Genomic DNA, 18,487 nt, shown 5'->3' on the forward strand with positions numbered 1-18,487 from the left:
CATTGGTATTAGGTTGCGTGGGCCATCGGATTGAAGGGTTTCGCATCAGCCAGCATCCGATGCAGGATGACTGCGAGCTTGCGCGCCAGCGCCACCTTGGCCTTGCGCATGCCCGCACGTTTGGCAAGCCGCATGGCCCAGCTCTTCAGCGCCGAGCAGTTCCTGACCGGCTTGGTCAGCATGACGTGGGCGGCCTGGTACAGCGCCTCCCGCACCGACGCGTCGCCGATCTTGCTGATGCGGGCAGTGTAGTCGGTTTGCCCCGACTGATACTTCTTCGGGGTGAGCCCAAAATGCGCGCCGGTCGCCTTCGAGGAACGGAACCTGATCGGATCGTCGATCGCGGCGGCATAGGTGAGCGCCACGATCGGGCCGACGGCCGGCGTTGTCATCAGAAGCCGGGCCGGGGGATGCGATCTGGCGAGCTTCTGGGTGTGTCTGTCCAGGCCATTGAACTCGCGCAGCAACACGGCATGGGCTTCGAGCAGGGCCTGCGCCACCAGCTCAAGTCCGGGGTGGCCGGCGACGAGCTCCCGGATCCGGTTGGCGAACGTGCGCTCGGTGGTCTTGCCGACCTTCAGGCCAAAGCCCCGCAGCACGCCACGTACGCTGTTCTCGATGTCGCGCAGCTTCGACTGCAGCAGCTTGCGGGCCGTCAGAACCGCCCGCGTCTCCTGCGCTTCAATCGACTTGCAGTGGACCGGCCGGAACCAGCCGAGCCGCATCAGTTGGGCGATGCCGCGGGCATCGTTGCGGTCCGACTTCACCGGCATCGCCTTGAAGGCATCGCGGACGTGCCGGGTCTCCAGCAGCTCGACGGCAAGCCCGGCCGCGCGCAGCGCCGTGGACAGCCATTGCGACAACGGACCGGCCTCCAGTCCGATCCGCTCCATCGCCTGGCCCAGCGATCGGAACCAGGCGATCAGCGCTTCCGGCTCGCTGGCAACCTTCGCCTCCCGCAAAATCTTGCCCGCGCCATCGACAACGCAAACGCTCGAGCTTTCCAAAGACACGTCGATTCCTGCATAGTGGTACATGGTCGTCCCTTAATGATGCTTGGAGCGGGCTCGCCCGACTCCGTTTGAACACCATCAGTTTGAGGGACGACCGCCTGCCCGAAAAGCCGCACGCGAGCGCGCTTCCACATCGCGCCGTCGCGACCGGGCGGCTATATCCGTCGGCCCGTTACCCCATCTACGGCCGCCTATTTCTTCTGCCGCGCCTGCTTGCGCCACTCGGCGACGAACGACACGAAGGCAGCGAGTGCCGGCGGCGGCTGACGACGGCTCGGATAGTAGAGGTACGGCCCCGGAAACGGCGGGCACCAATCGTCGAGCACGCTGACCAGCGCACCGGATTTGACGCCGTAGCGGACATAGCCTTCGAACGTCGCCCAGTAGCCGACGCCATCATGGACCGCGCGCAGAGCGAGACCGAGATAGGTCGCGATCAGCTTGGCCGGCGGCGAGATCTTGACCACGCGGCCGTTCCTCTCGAACTCCCAATCGAAGATTGCACCACTGCCGAAGCGGGTGCGGATACAGGCGTGCTCCAGCAAATCCTTCGGGTGCATCGGCCGGCCGTGCTTTGCGACATAGCCGCTCGAAGCCACGACCGCGTAGCGCTGCGACGCGCCCAGCGGAATCGCGACCATGTCCTGCGCGAGGTGCTCGCCGTAGCGCACGCCGGCGTCAAAGCCCTGCGCAACGATATCGACGAACGCGCTGTCGGCGACGATGTCGAGATCGATCCGCGGATATTTCGCGAGAAACGGTGCGACCATCGGCGCCAGCACCAGATCGAGCGCAGGCGGCGGCGCGTTGATGCGCAAGCGGCCGGACGGCTCGGCCCGCAGGCCCCGCACCTGGTTCAGCGCATCGCCGACCTCGGCCATCGCCGGTCCGACCCGGGCGAGCAAGAGCTCGCCGGCTTCGGTGAGCGCGACGCTGCGGGTGGTGCGGTTCATCAGGCGAACGCCGAGCCGCTCCTCCATGTCGCGCAGCCGCTGGCTCAGGCTCGAGACCGAGACGCGCTGCTCGAGCGCGGCACGGCGGAAGTTGCGCGTGCGCGCCACCGCCACGAAGGCGTCGAGATCGCGGAGGTCGAAGGCGTCCATTGTTCGATATAGTGAACAAGCCATTCAGGATTGTCCAGCTTATCGGCAGAACATGGCGGACGCATATCGACCGCACCACTTTGATGGCGGACCGTCGTCCGCGACTTTCGAGGAGCACCACCATGGACACGCGCCAACTCGGTTCCACCGGCCCTGCCGTCTCGCTGATCGGCCTCGGCTGCATGGGCATGTCTGATTTCTACGGCCCCACCGATCGCAGCGAGAGCATCGCCACCATCCACGCCGCGCTCGACGCCGGCATCACGCTGCTCGACACCGGCGATTTCTACGGCATGGGTCACAACGAGATGCTGATCGGCGAGGCGCTGAAGGGCAGGAACCGCGACAATCTGCTGATCAGCGTCAAATTCGGTGCGCTGCGCGATCCCAACCACGGTTTCCTCGGCTACGACAGCCGCCCCGCCGCCGTGAAGACTTTCGTCGCCTATTCGCTGCAGCGGCTCGGCGTCGACCACATCGATATCTACCGTCCCGCACGGCTCGATCCCGCCGTGCCGATCGAGGAGACGATCGGCGCCATGGCCGACATGATCAAGGCCGGCTGGATCAGGCATATCGGCCTCTCCGAGGTCGGCTCGGAGACCATCCGCCGCGCCCACAAGGTGCATCCGATCGCCGACCTGCAGATCGAGTATTCGCTGATCTCGCGCGGCATCGAGAGCGACATCCTCAAGACCTGCCGCGAGCTCGGCATCGGCATCACCGCCTATGGAGTGCTGGCGCGCGGGTTGATCAGCGGGCACTGGTCGAAGGAGCGCGCGCAAGCGAAGGATTTTCGTTTGCTCAGCCCGCGCTTCCAGGCCGGCAACATCGACGCCAATCTGGCGCTTGCGGATCGCCTGCGCCTGATCGCGGCCGACATCGGCGCATCGCCGGCGCAGGTCGCAATCGCCTGGGTCGCGGCGCAAGGCAAGGACATCGTGCCGCTGGTCGGCGCGCGGCGGCGCGATCGCCTGACCGAAGCGCTCGGCGCGCTCGGTGTGAAGTTGACTGATGCACATCTTGCCGCGCTGGCGGACGCATTTCCGCCCGGCGTCGCCGCCGGCGGACGCTATCCGGAAGAGCACCTCAGGCACATGGACAGCGAGAAGCCTGCGAAAGTTTCGTAAAACTCAGAGATGACCGCTCAAATCGGTGATGGTGGGCGCATCACCATTGAGCGGGTTCTGCGGATCACGCGCGTAGCGCAGGGTTTCGAACCGCATCGCGCGTGCATCCACCATCAGGAGCCGTCCGACCAGGCCTTCGCCGAAGCCCACGATCTCGCGGATCGCCTCCAGCGCCATCATCGAACCCAGGATACCGGCGAGTGCGCCCATCACGCCGGCCTCGGCGCAGGCCGGCACGGTGCCTGGCGGCGGCGGCTCCGGAAACAGGCAGCGATAGGTCGGGTTCATTTCGCCGTCCGCGTTCTTCTCATGCGCGCGGATCGTGGTCAGCGAGCCGTCGAATTGGCCCAGCGCCGCCGTGATCAGCGGCCTGCGCGCGAGAAAGCAGGCATCGGAGACCAGATAACGGGTTTCGAAATTGTCGGAGCCATCGAGCACGAGGTCGTAATTCGCAAGCAGCGCCATCGCATTTCCTGCGTCGAGGCGCGCGGCATGCGCCTCGAACGTAACATGCGGATTGAGCGCGTGGATCTGTGCCGCCGCGCTGTCGACTTTGCGCTTGCCGACGTCCGGCGTCGCATGGATGATCTGGCGCTGCAGGTTGGAGAGCGACACGATGTCGTCATCGACCACGCCGAGCCTGCCGACTCCCGCCGCCGCCAGATACATCAGCGCTGGTGCCCCGAGACCGCCCGCGCCGATCACGAGCACGGAGGCTTGCTTCAGCGCGTTCTGGCCGGGGCCGCCCACCTCGCGCAACACGATGTGGCGGGCATAGCGTTCGAGTTCTTCGGCACTCAGCATCGTTCGAACAAATCCCTCATCATCTCGACCCTCATGGTGAGGAGGCGCGCAGCGCCTTCTCGAACCATGAGGCCCCGCCTGTGCCCTCATCCTTCGAGACGCGGCTAACGCCGCTCCTCAGGATGAGGGATGGAAGCCTGCCCTGAACCGGGGCGCGATTGTTGCCGACCAAGCAGATGTGCTTAATTGCCTGGACGTCAATGGTGTCAGTCATTCCGTCCGGATTTGTCATGAGATCGGTGCTTTCGGCAACATTGATGGTCGTGGCCATGGGCATGGCACACGCCCAGATGACGCCGCCCTCGACGGTCGGCACCAAGCCCAAGCCCGTGACGACGGTGCCGATCCGGCCCCCGCTGCAGAAGCCGGAAGACACCGCGAATGCAATGACGCAGGCCGAACGGCTGGCGCTGCAATCGGACCTCGCCTGGGTCGGCCAATATAACGGCGCCATCACCGGCGACGTCAGCGAGCGCATGGTCAACGCGATCAAGGAATTCCAGAAAAACCGCGGCGGCAAGCCCACCGGTGTGCTGAACCCGCAGGAGCGCGGCATGCTCGCCGACACCGCGCGGAGGCGACAGGAGAATGTCGGCTGGAAGATCGTCACTGAGCCTGCCACCGGCGCGCGGCTCGGCATTCCCACCAAGCTGGTGCCGCAACTGACCAGCGATGCCTCGGGCGCCAAATGGACCTCGCCGACCGGCACGATCCAGGTGCTCCTGACGCGGCGCAAGGAGGCCAACCCGACCACTGCAAAGCTCGCCGAGCGGGAAAAGCGGGAGCCCGCCGGCCGCACCGTCGACTACACCGTGGTGAAGCCCGACTTCTTCGTGCTGTCGGGCATGCAGGGGCTGAAGAAGTTCTATCTGCGCGGCACCTTCAGGGGTGACGAGGTCCGCATCCTCACCACCTCTACGACCAGGCGACCGAAAATACCGTGGAGCCGGTGGTGATCGCGATGTCGAGCGCGTTCAACGCGTTTCCTGCCGGCGTGCAGATCGGACCACCGCCGCGCAAGACCGTGGAATACAGCACCGGCGTCGTGGTCAGCGACGACGGTGCAATCGTCGCGGACCGCGTGGCGACCGATGAATGCATCGCGCTGACGATCCCGGGCTACGGCAATGCCGATCGGGTCGCCGAGGACAAGGAGCACGATCTCGCCCTGCTGCGCATCTATGGCGCGCGTGGGTTGAAGCCGCTCAATGTCGCTGGCAACGCGACGAAGACGGCGCTCGACATCACGGGCATCGCCGATCCGCAGAACCAGGGCGGCGGTGCGGCAGTCACCGGTGCGAAGGCGTCGGTGGCACAGCTCGGCAGCGCGGGAGATGCGGCCCTGTCACCGGCGCCCGCGGTCGGCTTCTCGGGCGCAGCGGCACTCGATGACGACGGCAAATTTGCCGGCATCGCTCTCCTGAAGCCCGTCATCGTCGCGGGTCCCGCCAACGCGACACCTCCGGCACAAGCCGCACTGGTGCCGGCAGACACGGTGCGCGACTTCCTGAAGGCCCATGACGTGGCGGCGTCAGGCGGATCGACCGATGCCAAGGCCGCCGTGGTCCGCGTGATCTGCGTCAGGAAATGACTCCAGCCGTCATCGTCCGCCACCGGGTCGCGCGAACGCGCGCCCGATGACAGGCTCCGGCGGACGATCCAGTATTCCAGAGACAGTTGCGATAGAGCATGAGGGGATTAGGTTGACCTGAAACAGCGTCGGAGGTCACCGCTCCCTTGGGAGAGGTCGGACAAAAGCCGCCGCGAGTCGATTCGACCCAATCTCATCGCGCGATAGAGCCGAGAAGCCGCGGCGTACTGGATACCCGCTTTCGCGGGTATGACGACCAGACCGAAGTGAGCTTCCTCGTCACCTCAATGCGAATCTGACACCTGCGCGGGCGAGACCGCCCGCAATGCCAATCGGCGTGCCATCGGCGCGCCAGCAAGCCGCGCCCGACATCGTGCCATCGCCGTGGAACTGGATCGCGTTCATGCCCCCGGCGACCGTCGACACCACCTGCACATTGTGGCCCTTCGCGGCCAGCGCGGCGCGCACGGCTTCCGGCACCGCCTGCTCGACCTCGAGCGCGTTGCCTTCGGTCCAGACCCGCGGCGCCTCGACCGCCTCCTGCAGGCTCATGCCGTGGTCGATCAGGTTGATCAGCGCCTGCATCGCGCTCGGGAAGATGCGCTTTCCACCGGGCAGGCCGAGTGCATAGACGAGCCTGCCGTCGCGCAGCGCCATCATCGGCGACATCGAGGTGGTGACGCGCTTGCCCGCTGCCAATGACAGTGCATGTCCCGGCCGCGGGTCGAACAGATTCATGTAGTTGTTCGGCACAGTGCCGAGACCCGGGATCAGGATCTTCGCGCCGAACAGATTGTTGATGGTCTGGGTGGTCGCAACCACATTGCCCATCGCGTCTGCCGCGGTCATGGGCGTGGTGTGCGCGCTTTCGAGCTGCGAGACGCCGGCGCCCCAGGCCTGCGCGCGATCGGGATCGATCGCATGGCGCCGCTCCTCGGCATAGGCCTTGGAGGTCAGCCGCTCCACGGGCACGTTGATGTAGGCGGGATCGCCGCTTGCTGCCTCGCGATCGGCAAAGGCGATCTTCAACACCTCGGCGAGATAATGAATGGTCTCCGCCGTGCCGAAGCCGAGACGGGCGACGTCGTAGCCTTCGAGGATATTGAGCATCTGCGTGATGTGCACGCCGGAAGCGGCCGGCGGCGGCGGGCCCAAAATTTCCCAGCCGCGGTAATCGCAGCGGATCGGCGCGCGCTCGACCGTCTTGTAGGTCGCAAGATCCTCGCGCGCGATGAAGCCGCCGTTTTTCGTCATGTAGTCGACAAGGATGTCGCCGAGCGGCCCTTGATACAGCGCGTTGTCGCCATGGTCGGCGATGTATTTAAGCGTCTCGGCATATTCCGCCTGTACCACACGCTCGCCCGGCTTCAGGGGCGTGCCGTTGGGCAGGTAGATCGCCGAGATCGGCTTGTCCTTCAGCATCTCCTCGGCGCCATCGCTGATGCATTCATGCAGATAAGGCGTCGCCGCATAGCCGCGCGCGGCTTGCTTGATCGCCGGCTGCATCACGTCAGCGAGGCTCATGGTACCGAAGCGGCGCAGCGTTTCGCACCAGGCCTTAAGCGAGCCCGGCACGGCGACCGCTTTCGGCCCGTGGAGGTTCTCGTTGCCGACGGTGTCGAACACGTCATGCGCCGAACCGGGCTTCGAGGTGTAGGTGTCCGGCCGCACTGCCTTCGGCACCGTGCTCTGCCCGTCGATGAAGCGGTGGCTGCCGTCGGCCAGCCGAATATGGGCCATGCCGCCGCCGATGATGCCGACCATCATCGGCTCGACCACGGTGAGCGTGAACAGGGTCGCGATCGCGGCATCGATGGCGTTGCCGCCGGCGGCGAGCATCTCGGCGCCGGCGGCTGAAGCCAGCGGATGATTGCTCACCACCATGCCGCGGCCGCCGGTCGCCGGCTGCTTCTGGCACTCGAAACTTGTTGCCGCGCGATCCCGCCAGTTGCCGCTCATGATCCTGCTCCCTTGTTATGCTTCCGATGTGCCTCGGAATGATGAACGCGAACCCAAGCCTATTTCTGACACTTCGGGCACCAGAACGTCGAACGGCCGTTCTGGGTGAAGCGCCTGACGATGCCGTCGCAGCCCGGGCTGCGACACTTCTCGCCTTCGCGATCGTAGACCTGGAATGAGTGCTGGAAGTAGCCGAGCTCGCCGTTGGTCAGCCGATGATCGTTGATCGAGGAGCCGCCGGCCTTGATCGCCTGGTTGAGCACAGAATGGATCGCATCGACCAGCCGCCCGGCGTGGTCGGTGGGCTCGCCCTTCTTGGTTGCGAGCGTCGCGGCCAAGCGCCGCGGCGACAAATGCGCGCGAAACAGCGCCTCGCAGACATAGATGTTGCCCAGTCCCGCCACCACGCGCTGGTCGAGCAGCGCCGCCTTCAGGCTGGTCTTCTTGTTGTGGCAGGATCGCGCCAGCATCGCTGCGTCGAACTCGTTGCCGAGCGGCTCGGGCCCCAGCCCCTTCAGGAGTGGCTCGTCCTCGATCGCGTTGCGGGCGATGATCTTCATGTAGCCGAAGCGACGCGGATCGTTGAAGACGACAGCCGCACCCGACGACATGTGAAACACGACGTGATCGTGTGCACGATCCTCGCTGCGCGGATGGTGGAATTGCCCCAGCGTGGCCGCGCCCTCCCCCTTCAGCACCCGGAACGAGCCCGACATGCCGAGATGCATCAGCAGGACATCGCCGGAGATCAGGTCCGCCATGAGGTATTTGGCGCGGCGGCCAAGCCCGGTCACGGTCTGGCCTTCGAGCCGGGCGATGAAGTCTTTTTGAAAGGGAAAGCGCAGATCCTTCCGGCGGGCTTCGGCCTTGATGATTTTTGCCCCTTCCATGGCCGGTTGCAGGCCGCGGCGGACGGTCTCGACTTCGGGTAATTCCGGCATGGCAGGCATTCACCTTTTGGAAGTGACGTGATAGCGCCATTGCGGCCGCCGCGCTATGGTCCGGCCAGGAGCGACGAATTGATGGATCGGCCGGGTCAAACTACCCATTTCGGCTTCAGGGACGTTCCCCTGGGCGAGAAGCAGACGCTGGTGAACGACGTGTTTCACAGTGTCGCGCAGCGCTATGACTTGATGAACGATCTGATGTCGGCAGGCCTGCACCGGGTCTGGAAGGACATCATGATCACGACGCTCAATCCGCCGAAGGGTGACAGGCCGTTCGCGCTGCTCGACGTCGCCGGCGGCACCGGCGATATCGCATTCCGTGCCGCCAAGGCGGCGGGCGCGGGTTTCCGTGCGACCGTCTGCGACATCAATGGCGACATGCTGGCCGTGGGCCGCGAGCGCGCCGCCAAGCAACATCTCGACGACCGCGTGTCGTTCGTCGAGGGCAATGCCGAAACGCTGGCATTCGCCGACCGTTCGTTCGATGCCTACACGATCGCGTTCGGCATCCGCAACGTGCCGCGAATCGACCTCGCCCTGCGCGAAGCCTATCGCGTGCTCCGGCCCGGGAGCCGCTTCCTGTGCCTGGAATTCTCCACCGTCGATGTGCCGGGTCTCGACCGGCTTTATGACCTGTTTTCCTTCAAGGTAATCCCACCGCTCGGCCGCGCCGTCACCGGCGACGCCGAATCCTATCAATATCTCGTCGAGTCGATCCGCAAATTCCCGCGACCGAACGCGTTCGGCGAGATGATCGGAGCGGCAGGCTTTTCGCGCGTGAAGTGGCAGAGTCTCTCCGGCGGCATCGTGGCGTTGCATTCGGGCTGGCGTTTGTGATCTCTGCACTGACTCACATCACGCGCCTCGCCCGCGCCGGTTTCGTGTTTGCGCGCGAAGGCGTGTTCGGCGTCGTCGATCCCTCGCTGGTGCCGCCGCCCGGACAGCTTGCGCTGAAGCTGGCGCGGCTGATCGAACGCCGCACCGCCAAGTCCGGCCCGCGGTTGTCCCGCGCGCTGACGCGGCTCGGGCCCGCCTACCTCAAGCTCGGGCAATTCCTGGCCACGCGGCCCGACGTGGTCGGCGTGGCCATGGCGCGCGATCTCGAAAGCCTGCAAGACCGGCTGCCGCCGTTCTCGCAAGAGGAGGCCGAGGCCGTGATAGCGCAATCGCTGGAACGGCCGCTGTCGCAGGTGTTTGCCAGCCTGGGCCCGGCGGTTGCCGCCGCCTCGATCGCGCAGGTGCATCGTGGCGAGGTCGAGCGCGACGGCGCGCGGCGCCAGGTAGCGGTCAAGGTGCTCCGGCCGAATGTCGCCGCACGCTTCCGCCGTGACTTGAGCGATTTCTTCTTCGTCGCGCGCAATGCCGAGGCGCATTCCGCCGAAGCGCGGCGGCTGCGGCTGATCGAGGTCATCAACACGATGTCGCGCTCGGTCGCGATAGAGATGGACCTGCGGCTGGAAGCGGCCGCGCTGTCCGAGATGGCGGAGAACACCAACGACGATCCGGATTTCCGCGTGCCGGCGGTCGACTGGGACCGCACCACCCACAACGTTCTGACGATGGAGTGGATCGACGGCATCGCGCTGAACGACCATGCGCGGCTCGAGCAGGCCAAGGTCGACCTGCCCGATCTCGGCCGCAAGGTGATCCAGAGCTTCCTGCGCCACGCGCTGCGCGACGGCTTCTTCCACGCCGACATGCATCCCGGCAATCTGTTCCTCGACGACACCGGCCGCCTGGTTGCGGTGGATTTCGGCATCATGGGGCGGCTCGGGCTGAAGGAGCGGCGCTTCCTCGCCGAGATCCTGCTCGGCTTCATCACCCGCGACTATCGCCGCGTGGCGGAGGTGCATTTCGAGGCGGGCTACGTACCCGGGCACCATTCGGTGGAAAATTTCGCGCAGGCGATTCGCGCGATCGGCGAACCGATCCACAATCGCACCGCCGAGGAAATCTCGATGGCGAAGCTGTTGACGCTGCTGCTCGAGGTCACCGGCCTGTTCGACATGCAGACGCGGCCCGAGCTGATCCTGCTGCAGAAAACCATGGTGGTGGTCGAGGGCGTGGCGCGCGGCTTCGATCCGAAGCTCGACATCTGGAAGATCGCCGACCCCGTGGTGCGCGAATGGATCACGCAGAATCTTGGTCCGATCGGCCGGATCGAGAACGCGATGTCCGGCGCAGGCGAGCTCGGCCGCGTCATAGCCAACCTCCCTTCGATCGCCAGCCGCGCCATGACGGTGCTCGAGCAGCTGGAGACCATGACCCGGGAGGGCCATATGCTGTCATCGGACACGATCGACGAAATGGCCCGCGCCGAGGCCCGCAAAGCGCGGTTGCAGACCGTCGGGCTATGGCTCATTGCCCTCGCCCTCCTCGGAATTTTTTTCGCCATCCGATGATCCTGATTGCAATGCATGCATGATGTGCTAGCGTTGCTAGCAAACCCGGAGGCATGCCATGGCCAGCCTGACCATCCGCAAACTTGACGACACGCTGAAAGCCTATCTGCGGCTGCGGTCCGCCAAGAACGGACGCTCGGTGGAGGAGGAGGTCCGGGTGATCCTCCGCGAGCTCGCGGAGGGCCGTGCGGAGGCCGCTGAAGCGCCCGTTCCAGTCCTTGCCGAGGAAGGCCTCGCTCCTGCCCTGCGGGCCACCAGTGCGGCTGACGAGCCCCAGGTCACCCTGATCATCGGCGGCGGGATCGCGGCCTACAAGGGGCTGGACCTGATCCGGCGGCTGAAGGAGCGGCGTATCCAGGTGCGCTGCGTGCTGACCAAGGCGGCCCAGCAATTCGTCACCCCGCTCGCGGCGAGCGCGCTGTCGCATGAGCGCGTCTATACCGACCTGTTCGATGCCGAGAGCGAGTTCGACGCCGGCCACATCCGGCTGGCGCGGGAGTGCGATCTGATCGTGGTGGCGCCGGCGACCGCCGACCTGATGGCCAAGGTGGCGCATGGCCACGCCGACGATCTCGCCAGCGCCATCCTGCTCGCGGCCAACCGGCCGACCCTGCTCGCGCCCGCGATGAACCCGCTGATGTGGAACAATCCCGCCACTCGCCGCAACCTGCTGCAACTCCGCCGCGACGGCATTCATACCGTCGGCCCCAATGCCGGCGAGATGGCGGAAGCCGGCGAGGCCGGCGTCGGGCGGATGGCCGAGCCGACCGAGATCGCCGCCGCCGCCGACCACATGCTGCGGCCGCCGCAGCCGCGCCCGCTCGCCGGCAAGCGCGTGCTGATCACGGCAGGTCCAACGCATGAAGCAATCGATCCGGTCCGCTACATCGCCAACCGCTCCTCCGGCAAACAGGGCTTTGCCATCGCCGCCGCTGCGCGGGCGGCCGGCGCCGACGTCGTGCTGGTCTCCGGTCCGGTCGAGCTGCCGGATCCGGCGGGCGTATCGGTGATGCGCGTGGAATCCGCGCGCGACATGCTGCACCGGGTCGAGGCGGCGCTGCCGGTCGACGTCGCGATCTTTGCCGCGGCGGTCGCCGACTGGCGGGTCGCCAATGAGGGTGCGCAGAAGCTGAAGAAGACCGCCGCCGGCATGCCGCCGCTGCAGCTGGTCGAGAACCCCGACATCCTCGCCACAATCTCGGGGCTGAACGAGAAGCGGCCGCCGCTGGTGATCGGCTTTGCCGCCGAGACCGAGCATCTGATCGAGAATGCCAAGGCGAAGTTCGCGCGCAAGGGCTGCGACTGGATCGTCGCCAACGACGTTTCCCCCGCAACCGGCGTGATGGGCGGCGACCGCAATACCGTTCACCTGCTGTCGCACGAGGGCAAGGACGTCACCGTGGACTCCTGGCCTGTCATGACCAAGGAGGAGGTCGCCGCCGCGCTGGTGTCGCGTATTGCAAGAACCGTGGGAGCGACATCGTGAGCACCGTGATCAAGGTTGAGGTCCACCGGCTTCCGCATGGCGCAGATCTCCTGCTGCCGGCCTATCAGACGGCCGACGCGGCCGGACTCGATCTGCTGGCGGCCGTGCCGCAGTCAGCGCCCCTTATCCTGCTGCCCGGACGATACGAGATGGTTCCGACCGGGCTGACGATTGCGCTGCCGCCGGGCTTCGAGGCGCAGGTGCGCCCGCGCTCCGGCCTCGCCGCCAAGCACGGCGTCACCGTGCTGAATTCGCCCGGCACGATCGACGCCGACTACCGCGGCGAGATCAACGTGATCCTGATCAATCACGGCCAGACGGCATTTTCGATCCGGCGCGGCGAACGCATCGCACAGATGGTGATCGCGCCCATCACCCGAGCGGAACTGGTTCCAGTCGACGTGCTGCCCGCAACCGGGCGCGGCAGCGGCGGATTCGGCTCGACCGGGCGCTAGCGCCCGCGCGGATTCCGAATCATTTCGCGCAAAATTCGCGCCATCCGGCGCATTTTTTCACAGCGGGTTTTGCGTTCACGGTCTGGACTCTTACTCGCCGAGTCCGGTTGGGACTATTCTGCCTTGATTCGAGCACGACGGGGGGTCTTCGTCGGGCTTTCTGGTCCTGCTTGGGCATGATCCCCGCACAAACGCTGCGCGTGTGTCGCGAGGGAATACCGGTCTCCGCTTTTCCGGATCATGTCTGGGAGTTGTGCGTTCTGGGGCAACATATGTCGGGCGTAGTCGCGGCAATGCGTCGAACCCTGCTGTCATGCACCTCACTGGCGCGCGACGGCATAATTGGGCTCGCCACCACGGCATTGCTGCCGGCTCGCTCGGCCTTCGCCTCCCAATCATACCTGGTCCAGGCGATGTCCGATCATTTCGGCCTCAACCACCAGGAGGTCGCGGTTCTCGCGACGTCGTTTGCGCTGGTGGGCTTCTCCGTAGTCGCCGCGATCCTGCTGATGCGCACGCGGTTGCGCGCGACCCGGAACGAAGAGCAGCTGCGTTCGGAGATCGCGGACCTGCAGTCGCAGTCGGACCGGCTGCGCGCGCTGTTGTTCGCCGAGCCGCAGGTGCTGATTTCCTGGGCCGCGGGCGACAACCGCCCGCAGATCAGCGGCGACATCTCGCTGGTGATGTCGCGGGAGGGATCGCCGCAGCGAATCCTCGCCTTCGGAACCTGGCTGCCGCCCGAGCCGGCGCTGCAGATGGACCATGCCGTCGATGCGCTGCGCGAGAAGGGCGAGCCGTTCCTGCTCAACCTCTCGACATCGGCCGGCCGCGGCATCGAGGCGATGGGCCGCGCGATCGGGGGCCAGGCCATCGTGCGGATCCGCGAGCTCGGCGGCCTGCGCCGGGAGCTCGCCGAATCGAACCTGCGCTACAAGGCGCTGCAGGAGGAGACCGAGCTGCTGCGCGACTTCGCCGCCGCCGCACCATGGCCGATCTGGGCCAAAAGCATCGAGGGCAATCTGCGCTACGCCAACGCAGCCTATGTCCGTGCCACCGAAGGCAAGAGCGTCGCCGATGCGCTTCAGCGCAATCTCGAACTGCTCGAGAGCGAGCAGCGCACTGAGCTCGCCCGCGCCCTGAACGACAACGCGAGCTATGCCGCGCGGCTGCCGATCGTCGTCAGCGGCGAGCGGCGGATCTACGACGTGCAGGCGCTCAAGCTCGGCAGCGGCAGCGCGGGCATCGCGATCGACGCCAGTGAGGCCGCAGCCCTGCGCGCGGCGCTGACGCGGATGGTCGAGGCGCACCGGCGCACCCTCGACCAATTGTCCTCGGGCGTCGCCGTGTTCGACGCCAACCGGCGGCTCACCTTCTACAACGAATCCTACCGGCGGCTGTGGGGTCTCGACCAGGCCTTCCTCGACGGCAATCCCGACGACTCCAGCATCCTCGACCGGCTCCGCGCCAACCGCAAGCTGCCGGAGCAGCCGGACTTCCGCGCCTGGAAGGCCAAGCTGCACGAGGCCTATCGCGCGGTCGAGTCCGAGACCTATACCTGGTTCCTGCCTGACGGGCGCGCGGTCAGCGTCGTCACCACGCCGAACCTCGAGGGCGGCGTCACTTATCTATTCGACAACGTCACGGAAAGCCTCGACCTGGCGCGCCGCTACGACGGCCTGACGCGGGTGCAGCGCGAAACCCTCGACAATCTGGCCGAGGCGGTCGCGGTGTTCGGCAGCAACGGCCGCGCGCAACTATTCAATCCGGCCTTTGCCAGGATGTGGAAGTTGTCAGCCGACGCGCTGAACGGCGAGCCGCATATCGAGGCGGTGGAAGCGCTCTGCAAGCCGCTCTATGACGATCCGCGGACCTGGCGTACCCTGCGCGAATCCATCACCGCGATCGAGAACCGCGCACAGGTGGCGCTGAAGCTCGAGCGCAAGGACGGCAGCGTGCTGGACTGCATGACCATCCCGCTGCCCGACGGCGCCACGCTGCTCACCTTCCAGGACATCACCGACACCGAGAATGTCGAGCGCGCCCTGCGCGAGCGCAACGAGGCACTGGAAGCCGCCGACCAGATGAAGGTGGACTTCGTTCACCACGTCTCCTACGAGCTGCGCGCGCCGCTCACGACCATCATCGGCTTCGCGCATTTCCTCAGCGATCCCTCGACCGGACCGCTGACGCCGAGGCAGGCCGAATATCTCGACTACGTCACCAAATCGACCAACGCACTGCTGGCGCTGACCAACAACATCCTCGATCTCGCCACCATCGACGCCGGCGCGATGAAGCTCGAGCTCGGCCCGGTCAATATCGCCCAGGCAATCGAGGCCGCCGCCGAAGGCATCCAGGACCGGCTTGCGACCGACCGGATCGCACTCAGGATCGATGTCGAGCCCCATATCGGCGGCTTCATCGGCGACGAGCGGCGCGTGGTGCAGGTGCTCTATAACCTGCTCGCCAATGCCGTCGGCTTCTCGCCGCACGACGCCACCGTCACGATCAGTGCGCACCGGAACGAGCACAGCGTGGTATTCGCGGTGACCGACTCCGGCCCCGGCATTCCGCCCGAAATGAAGGACAAGGTATTCAACTGGTTCGAGAGCCATTCCCATGGCTCGCGGCACCGCGGCGCGGGGCTTGGCCTGTCGCTGGTGCGCTCCTTCGTCGAACTGCATGGCGGCCGGGTGCGCGTCGATTCGACCGTCGGCAAGGGTACGACCGTGATCTGCGACTTCCCGATCGACCAGACCGCTCATCGCAACGCCGCGGAATGATCGCGATCTCCACATTCCCGGTCGCACTCGCGAACGAAGCCGCGACAGCCGAGCTGATGGCCGACCTCGCGCTGCTGATCGGCGCGGGCGACGTGATCACGCTGTCCGGCGACCTCGGCGCCGGCAAGACCGCCGCCGCCCGCGCGCTGATCCGCTATCTCGCCGACGACGAGACTCTGGAAGTGCCGAGCCCAACCTTCACGCTGGCGCAAAGCTACGAGCTGCCCTCGTTCCCGCTCGTCCATGCCGACCTCTACCGCATCAACGATGCGAGCGAGCTCGAGGAGATCGGGCTTTCGCCGCTGCCCGAGGACATCGTTGCGCTGATCGAGTGGCCGGAACGCGCGCCCGACGCATTGCCCGGCGACCGCATCGACATCGCGTTCAGCCATCGCCCGGCATTGGGATCGACCGCCCGCGCGGCCGAGATCACCGGCCATGGCAAGGGCGCAGCCAAGGTCACGCGGCTCAAGCTGCTGCGCCAGTTCCTTGACAAGGCAGGCTATCTCGACGCCAGGCGCAAGCGCATGCCCGGCGACGCCTCGACACGCTCTTACGCACGGCTGCGCACCAATGACGGCAGCGTCATCCTGATGAACGCGCCGCGGCGCCCCGACGGCCCGCCGATCTACAACGGCAAATCCTACAGTGCGGCGGTGCATCTTGCCGAGGATGTCAGGCCGTTCGTCGCGATCGGAAACGGCCTGCGCAATCATGGCTTTTCCGCACCCGCGATCCGGCACACCGATCTCGAATCCGGATTCCTGATCACCGAGGATTTCGGCAATGCCGGCATCATCGAGGGCGAGCCGCCGCGGCCGATCGCCGACCGCTACGAGGCCGCGACCGACATGCTGGCGGCGCTGCATCGCGAGGTGTTGCCGACGACGCTGCCACTGACGGCCGACACGAACTACGACATCCCGGTGTTCGATGTTGACGCCTGGCTGATCGAGATCGGCCTGATGCTCGAATGGTACATGCCCAGCCGGGGCGTCCAGCCAAGCGACGCGCTGCGCGCCGAATTCATCGAGATGTGGCGCACGTTACTGGAAAAGCCCGCCGCGGCGCCGAAGACCTGGGTGATCCGAGACTTCCATTCGCCGAACATCATCTGGCTCGCCGAACGCACCGGGATCCTCCGCGTCGGCTTGATCGACTTCCAGGACGCACTGCTCGGCCCCGCCGCCTATGACGTGGTGTCGCTGCTGCAGGATGCGCGGATCGACGTGCCCGAACAACTCGAGCTGTCACTGCTCACCCGCTACATCAAGGCGCGGCGCGCGATCGATGCGAGCTTCGATCCGGCTGATTTTGCCGCGCTCTACGCGATCATGTCGGCGCAGCGGAACACGCGTCTGCTCGGCACCTTCGCCCGGCTCAACGGGCGCGACGGCAAGCCGCAATATCTGAAGCACCAGCCGCGGATCTGGACCTACCTCAACCGGTCACTGGCTCATCCGTCGCTCGCGCCGCTCCGCGACTGGTACGCGGCCAATGTCCCTCCCCCGGTACCGTAGGTTTACCGGTTGTTAGCCATCGACCGCCTAAGGTTGCACTGGCTGTGCGCTGTGTCTGGCGCGGCTGGATCGGGAGCGGGACCACACCATGGCGACGGAACGACGCAGTGGCGATCGTGTCACATTCGAGCGCGGCATCGCCGCGTTCATGATGGGCATCGACGGCACCTGGCGGCGCGACTGCATCATGGAGGACGTGTCCGAGACGGGTGCCAAGCTCACCGTCGAGGGCTCGATCGAGGGCCTGCACCTGAAGGAATTCTTCCTGCTGCTGTCATCCACAGGGCTGGCCTATCGCCGTTGCGAGCTGGGATGGGTCAATGGCGACCAGATCGGCGTCAATTTTCTGAAACAAGGCGACAAGAAGAAAAAAATGACCAGACGCGGCACGCAGGCTGCCGACGCTTAGGTTCCTGTCGTCATCGACGTCTTACGGCCGTCATGTCCGATGACTATGGCGTTTGGTCGATGTGCCTGCCGAATCGCCGTGATATGATCGGCGCAGAGAGATGATGACCGAGAACGTCCGGAAGATGCCCGTCACCCCCCATAAAGCCATGGTGCTCGCCGCAGGCCTCGGCGTGCGCATGCGCCCGCTGACCAACACGATGCCGAAGCCGCTGGTGAGCGTGGCGGGCCAGCCGCTGCTCGACCATGTGCTCGACAAGCTTGCCGGCGCCGGCGTCAGCGAAGCCGTCGTCAACGTGCACTATCTGCCCGATCAGATCATCGATCACGTCAAGACGCGCAGCCGCCCGCGCGTCATCATCTCCGACGAGCGCGACCAGGTGCTCGGCACCGGCGGCGCGGTCGTCAAGGCGCTGCCGCTGCTCGGCGATGCTCCGTTCTTCCACGTCAACGCCGACACGATGTGGATCGACGGCGTGCGCTCCAATCTGGCGCGGCTGGCGGAAACCTTCGACCCCGCGCGGATGGATATCCTGCTCTTGATGGCGCCGACCGCCTCGAGCATCGGCTATAGCGGCCGCGGTGACTACGCGATGCTACCTGACGGCGCGCTGCGCAAGCGACGGGAGCATCAGGTGGTGCCGTTCGTCTATGCGGGTGCGGCGATCATGTCGCCGGCGCTGTTTGCCGACGCGCCCGCCGGCGAATTCTCGCTGCCCAAGATGTTCGACCGCGCCAACGAGCAGGAACGGCTGTTCGGCCTCCGCCTCGACGGCGTCTGGATGCATGTCGGGACCCCCGATGCGATCCAGGCCGCGGAAGAGGCGTTCCTGGAAAGCGTGGCGTAGAGCATGATGAGATCAGCTTGATCTGAAACAGCGGCGGA

The 18,487-nt window shown here is 66.0% G+C and carries 15 protein-coding genes and 1 pseudogene; 10 read left to right on the forward strand and 6 right to left on the reverse strand.

Annotation, left to right across the window (positions count from 1 at the left end):
* Positions 1 to 8 precede the first annotated feature (8 nt).
* Both MTX23_RS00305 and MTX23_RS00310 read right to left on the reverse strand, forming a co-directional pair.
* On the reverse strand, positions 9 to 1,037 hold the full coding sequence (locus MTX23_RS00305) for an IS110 family transposase (protein WP_280973967.1): 1,029 nt from the start codon (positions 1,035 to 1,037) through the stop codon (positions 9 to 11).
* A gap of 167 nt (positions 1,038 to 1,204) precedes the next feature.
* Entirely contained in the window at positions 1,205 to 2,116 is a 912-nt protein-coding gene (locus MTX23_RS00310; RefSeq protein WP_280978324.1) for a LysR family transcriptional regulator, read from the reverse strand.
* Positions 2,117 to 2,238: 122 nt separating this feature from the next.
* On the opposite strand from MTX23_RS00310, the gene MTX23_RS00315 reads away from it, so the two are divergent.
* Positions 2,239 to 3,246, forward strand: a complete 1,008-nt coding sequence (locus MTX23_RS00315) for an aldo/keto reductase (protein ID WP_280974668.1) — start codon at positions 2,239 to 2,241, stop codon at positions 3,244 to 3,246.
* Between the two features lie 3 nt (positions 3,247 to 3,249).
* Here the strand turns inward: MTX23_RS00315 and moeB are convergent, their stop codons facing one another.
* Positions 3,250 to 4,050, reverse strand: a complete 801-nt coding sequence (gene moeB / locus MTX23_RS00320; RefSeq protein ID WP_280974669.1) for a molybdopterin-synthase adenylyltransferase MoeB — start codon at positions 4,048 to 4,050, stop codon at positions 3,250 to 3,252.
* Between the two features lie 31 nt (positions 4,051 to 4,081).
* Positions 4,082 to 4,321 carry a hypothetical protein gene (locus tag MTX23_RS00325; RefSeq protein WP_280978367.1) on the reverse strand — a complete coding sequence of 80 codons (240 nt, stop codon included), beginning with the start codon at positions 4,319 to 4,321 and terminating at the stop codon, positions 4,082 to 4,084.
* Between MTX23_RS00325 and MTX23_RS00330 the strand changes: the two are divergent.
* Positions 4,281 to 5,641: pseudogene (locus MTX23_RS00330) on the forward strand (serine protease). The gene MTX23_RS00325 and the pseudogene MTX23_RS00330 overlap by 41 nt on opposite strands.
* Before the next feature lie 279 nt (positions 5,642 to 5,920).
* Here the strand turns inward: MTX23_RS00330 and ggt are convergent.
* Together ggt and mutM are read right to left on the reverse strand one after the other, a co-directional pair.
* Positions 5,921 to 7,600 carry a gamma-glutamyltransferase gene (ggt, locus tag MTX23_RS00335; protein WP_280974670.1) on the reverse strand — a complete coding sequence of 560 codons (1,680 nt, stop codon included), beginning with the start codon at positions 7,598 to 7,600 and terminating at the stop codon, positions 5,921 to 5,923.
* 59 nt (positions 7,601 to 7,659) lie between these two features.
* Complete coding sequence (gene mutM / locus MTX23_RS00340; RefSeq protein WP_280974671.1) at positions 7,660 to 8,541, reverse strand: bifunctional DNA-formamidopyrimidine glycosylase/DNA-(apurinic or apyrimidinic site) lyase; 882 nt, start codon at positions 8,539 to 8,541, stop codon at positions 7,660 to 7,662.
* An 81-nt stretch (positions 8,542 to 8,622) separates the two neighbouring features.
* On the opposite strand from mutM, the gene ubiE reads away from it, so the two are divergent.
* From ubiE to MTX23_RS00380, 8 genes are all read left to right on the forward strand, one after another.
* Positions 8,623 to 9,384 carry a bifunctional demethylmenaquinone methyltransferase/2-methoxy-6-polyprenyl-1,4-benzoquinol methylase UbiE gene (gene ubiE / locus MTX23_RS00345; RefSeq protein ID WP_280974672.1) on the forward strand — a complete coding sequence of 254 codons (762 nt, stop codon included), beginning with the start codon at positions 8,623 to 8,625 and terminating at the stop codon, positions 9,382 to 9,384.
* Positions 9,381 to 10,949 (forward strand): 2-polyprenylphenol 6-hydroxylase, encoded by a 1,569-nt coding sequence (gene ubiB / locus MTX23_RS00350; protein ID WP_280974673.1) that lies wholly within the window; start codon positions 9,381 to 9,383, stop codon positions 10,947 to 10,949. Before ubiE ends, ubiB begins: the two co-directional genes overlap by 4 nt.
* Before the next feature lie 58 nt (positions 10,950 to 11,007).
* The gene (coaBC, locus tag MTX23_RS00355) at positions 11,008 to 12,435 is read left to right on the forward strand and encodes a bifunctional phosphopantothenoylcysteine decarboxylase/phosphopantothenate--cysteine ligase CoaBC (RefSeq protein ID WP_280974674.1); all 1,428 of its coding nucleotides are present in this window, start codon (positions 11,008 to 11,010) and stop codon (positions 12,433 to 12,435) included.
* Positions 12,432 to 12,890 (forward strand): dUTP diphosphatase, encoded by a 459-nt coding sequence (gene dut, locus MTX23_RS00360; RefSeq protein ID WP_280974675.1) that lies wholly within the window; start codon positions 12,432 to 12,434, stop codon positions 12,888 to 12,890. Before coaBC ends, dut begins: the two co-directional genes overlap by 4 nt.
* 272 nt (positions 12,891 to 13,162) lie before the next feature.
* Positions 13,163 to 15,673, forward strand: a complete 2,511-nt coding sequence (locus MTX23_RS00365; RefSeq protein ID WP_280974676.1) for a PAS domain-containing sensor histidine kinase — start codon at positions 13,163 to 13,165, stop codon at positions 15,671 to 15,673.
* Positions 15,670 to 17,193 (forward strand): tRNA (adenosine(37)-N6)-threonylcarbamoyltransferase complex ATPase subunit type 1 TsaE, encoded by a 1,524-nt coding sequence (tsaE, locus tag MTX23_RS00370; RefSeq protein WP_280974677.1) that lies wholly within the window; start codon positions 15,670 to 15,672, stop codon positions 17,191 to 17,193. Before MTX23_RS00365 ends, tsaE begins: the two co-directional genes overlap by 4 nt.
* An 88-nt stretch (positions 17,194 to 17,281) precedes the next feature.
* Entirely contained in the window at positions 17,282 to 17,602 is a 321-nt protein-coding gene (locus MTX23_RS00375; RefSeq protein WP_280974678.1) for a PilZ domain-containing protein, read from the forward strand.
* A gap of 124 nt (positions 17,603 to 17,726) precedes the next feature.
* Complete coding sequence (locus MTX23_RS00380) at positions 17,727 to 18,449, forward strand: nucleotidyltransferase family protein (protein ID WP_280978325.1); 723 nt, start codon at positions 17,727 to 17,729, stop codon at positions 18,447 to 18,449.
* The last annotated feature ends 38 nt before the right edge of the window (positions 18,450 to 18,487 follow it).

This window comes from Bradyrhizobium sp. ISRA436, from assembly GCF_029910015.1.
Classification (GTDB): Bacteria; Pseudomonadota; Alphaproteobacteria; order Rhizobiales; family Xanthobacteraceae; genus Bradyrhizobium.

Coding starts and splice junctions, on each gene's coding strand:
- MTX23_RS00305 (WP_280973967.1), bottom strand. CDS start 1,037: ATGTACCACTATGCAGGAATCGACGTGTCTTTGGAAAGCTCGAGCGTT.
- MTX23_RS00310 (WP_280978324.1), bottom strand. CDS start 2,116: ATGGACGCCTTCGACCTCCGCGATCTCGACGCCTTCGTGGCGGTGGCG.
- MTX23_RS00315 (WP_280974668.1), top strand. CDS start 2,239: ATGGACACGCGCCAACTCGGTTCCACCGGCCCTGCCGTCTCGCTGATC.
- moeB (WP_280974669.1), bottom strand. CDS start 4,050: ATGCTGAGTGCCGAAGAACTCGAACGCTATGCCCGCCACATCGTGTTG.
- MTX23_RS00325 (WP_280978367.1), bottom strand. CDS start 4,321: ATGGCCACGACCATCAATGTTGCCGAAAGCACCGATCTCATGACAAAT.
- ggt (WP_280974670.1), bottom strand. CDS start 7,600: ATGAGCGGCAACTGGCGGGATCGCGCGGCAACAAGTTTCGAGTGCCAG.
- mutM (WP_280974671.1), bottom strand. CDS start 8,541: ATGCCGGAATTACCCGAAGTCGAGACCGTCCGCCGCGGCCTGCAACCG.
- ubiE (WP_280974672.1), top strand. CDS start 8,623: ATGGATCGGCCGGGTCAAACTACCCATTTCGGCTTCAGGGACGTTCCC.
- coaBC (WP_280974674.1), top strand. CDS start 11,008: ATGGCCAGCCTGACCATCCGCAAACTTGACGACACGCTGAAAGCCTAT.
- MTX23_RS00365 (WP_280974676.1), top strand. CDS start 13,163: ATGTCGGGCGTAGTCGCGGCAATGCGTCGAACCCTGCTGTCATGCACC.
- tsaE (WP_280974677.1), top strand. CDS start 15,670: ATGATCGCGATCTCCACATTCCCGGTCGCACTCGCGAACGAAGCCGCG.
- MTX23_RS00375 (WP_280974678.1), top strand. CDS start 17,282: ATGGCGACGGAACGACGCAGTGGCGATCGTGTCACATTCGAGCGCGGC.
- MTX23_RS00380 (WP_280978325.1), top strand. CDS start 17,727: ATGCCCGTCACCCCCCATAAAGCCATGGTGCTCGCCGCAGGCCTCGGC.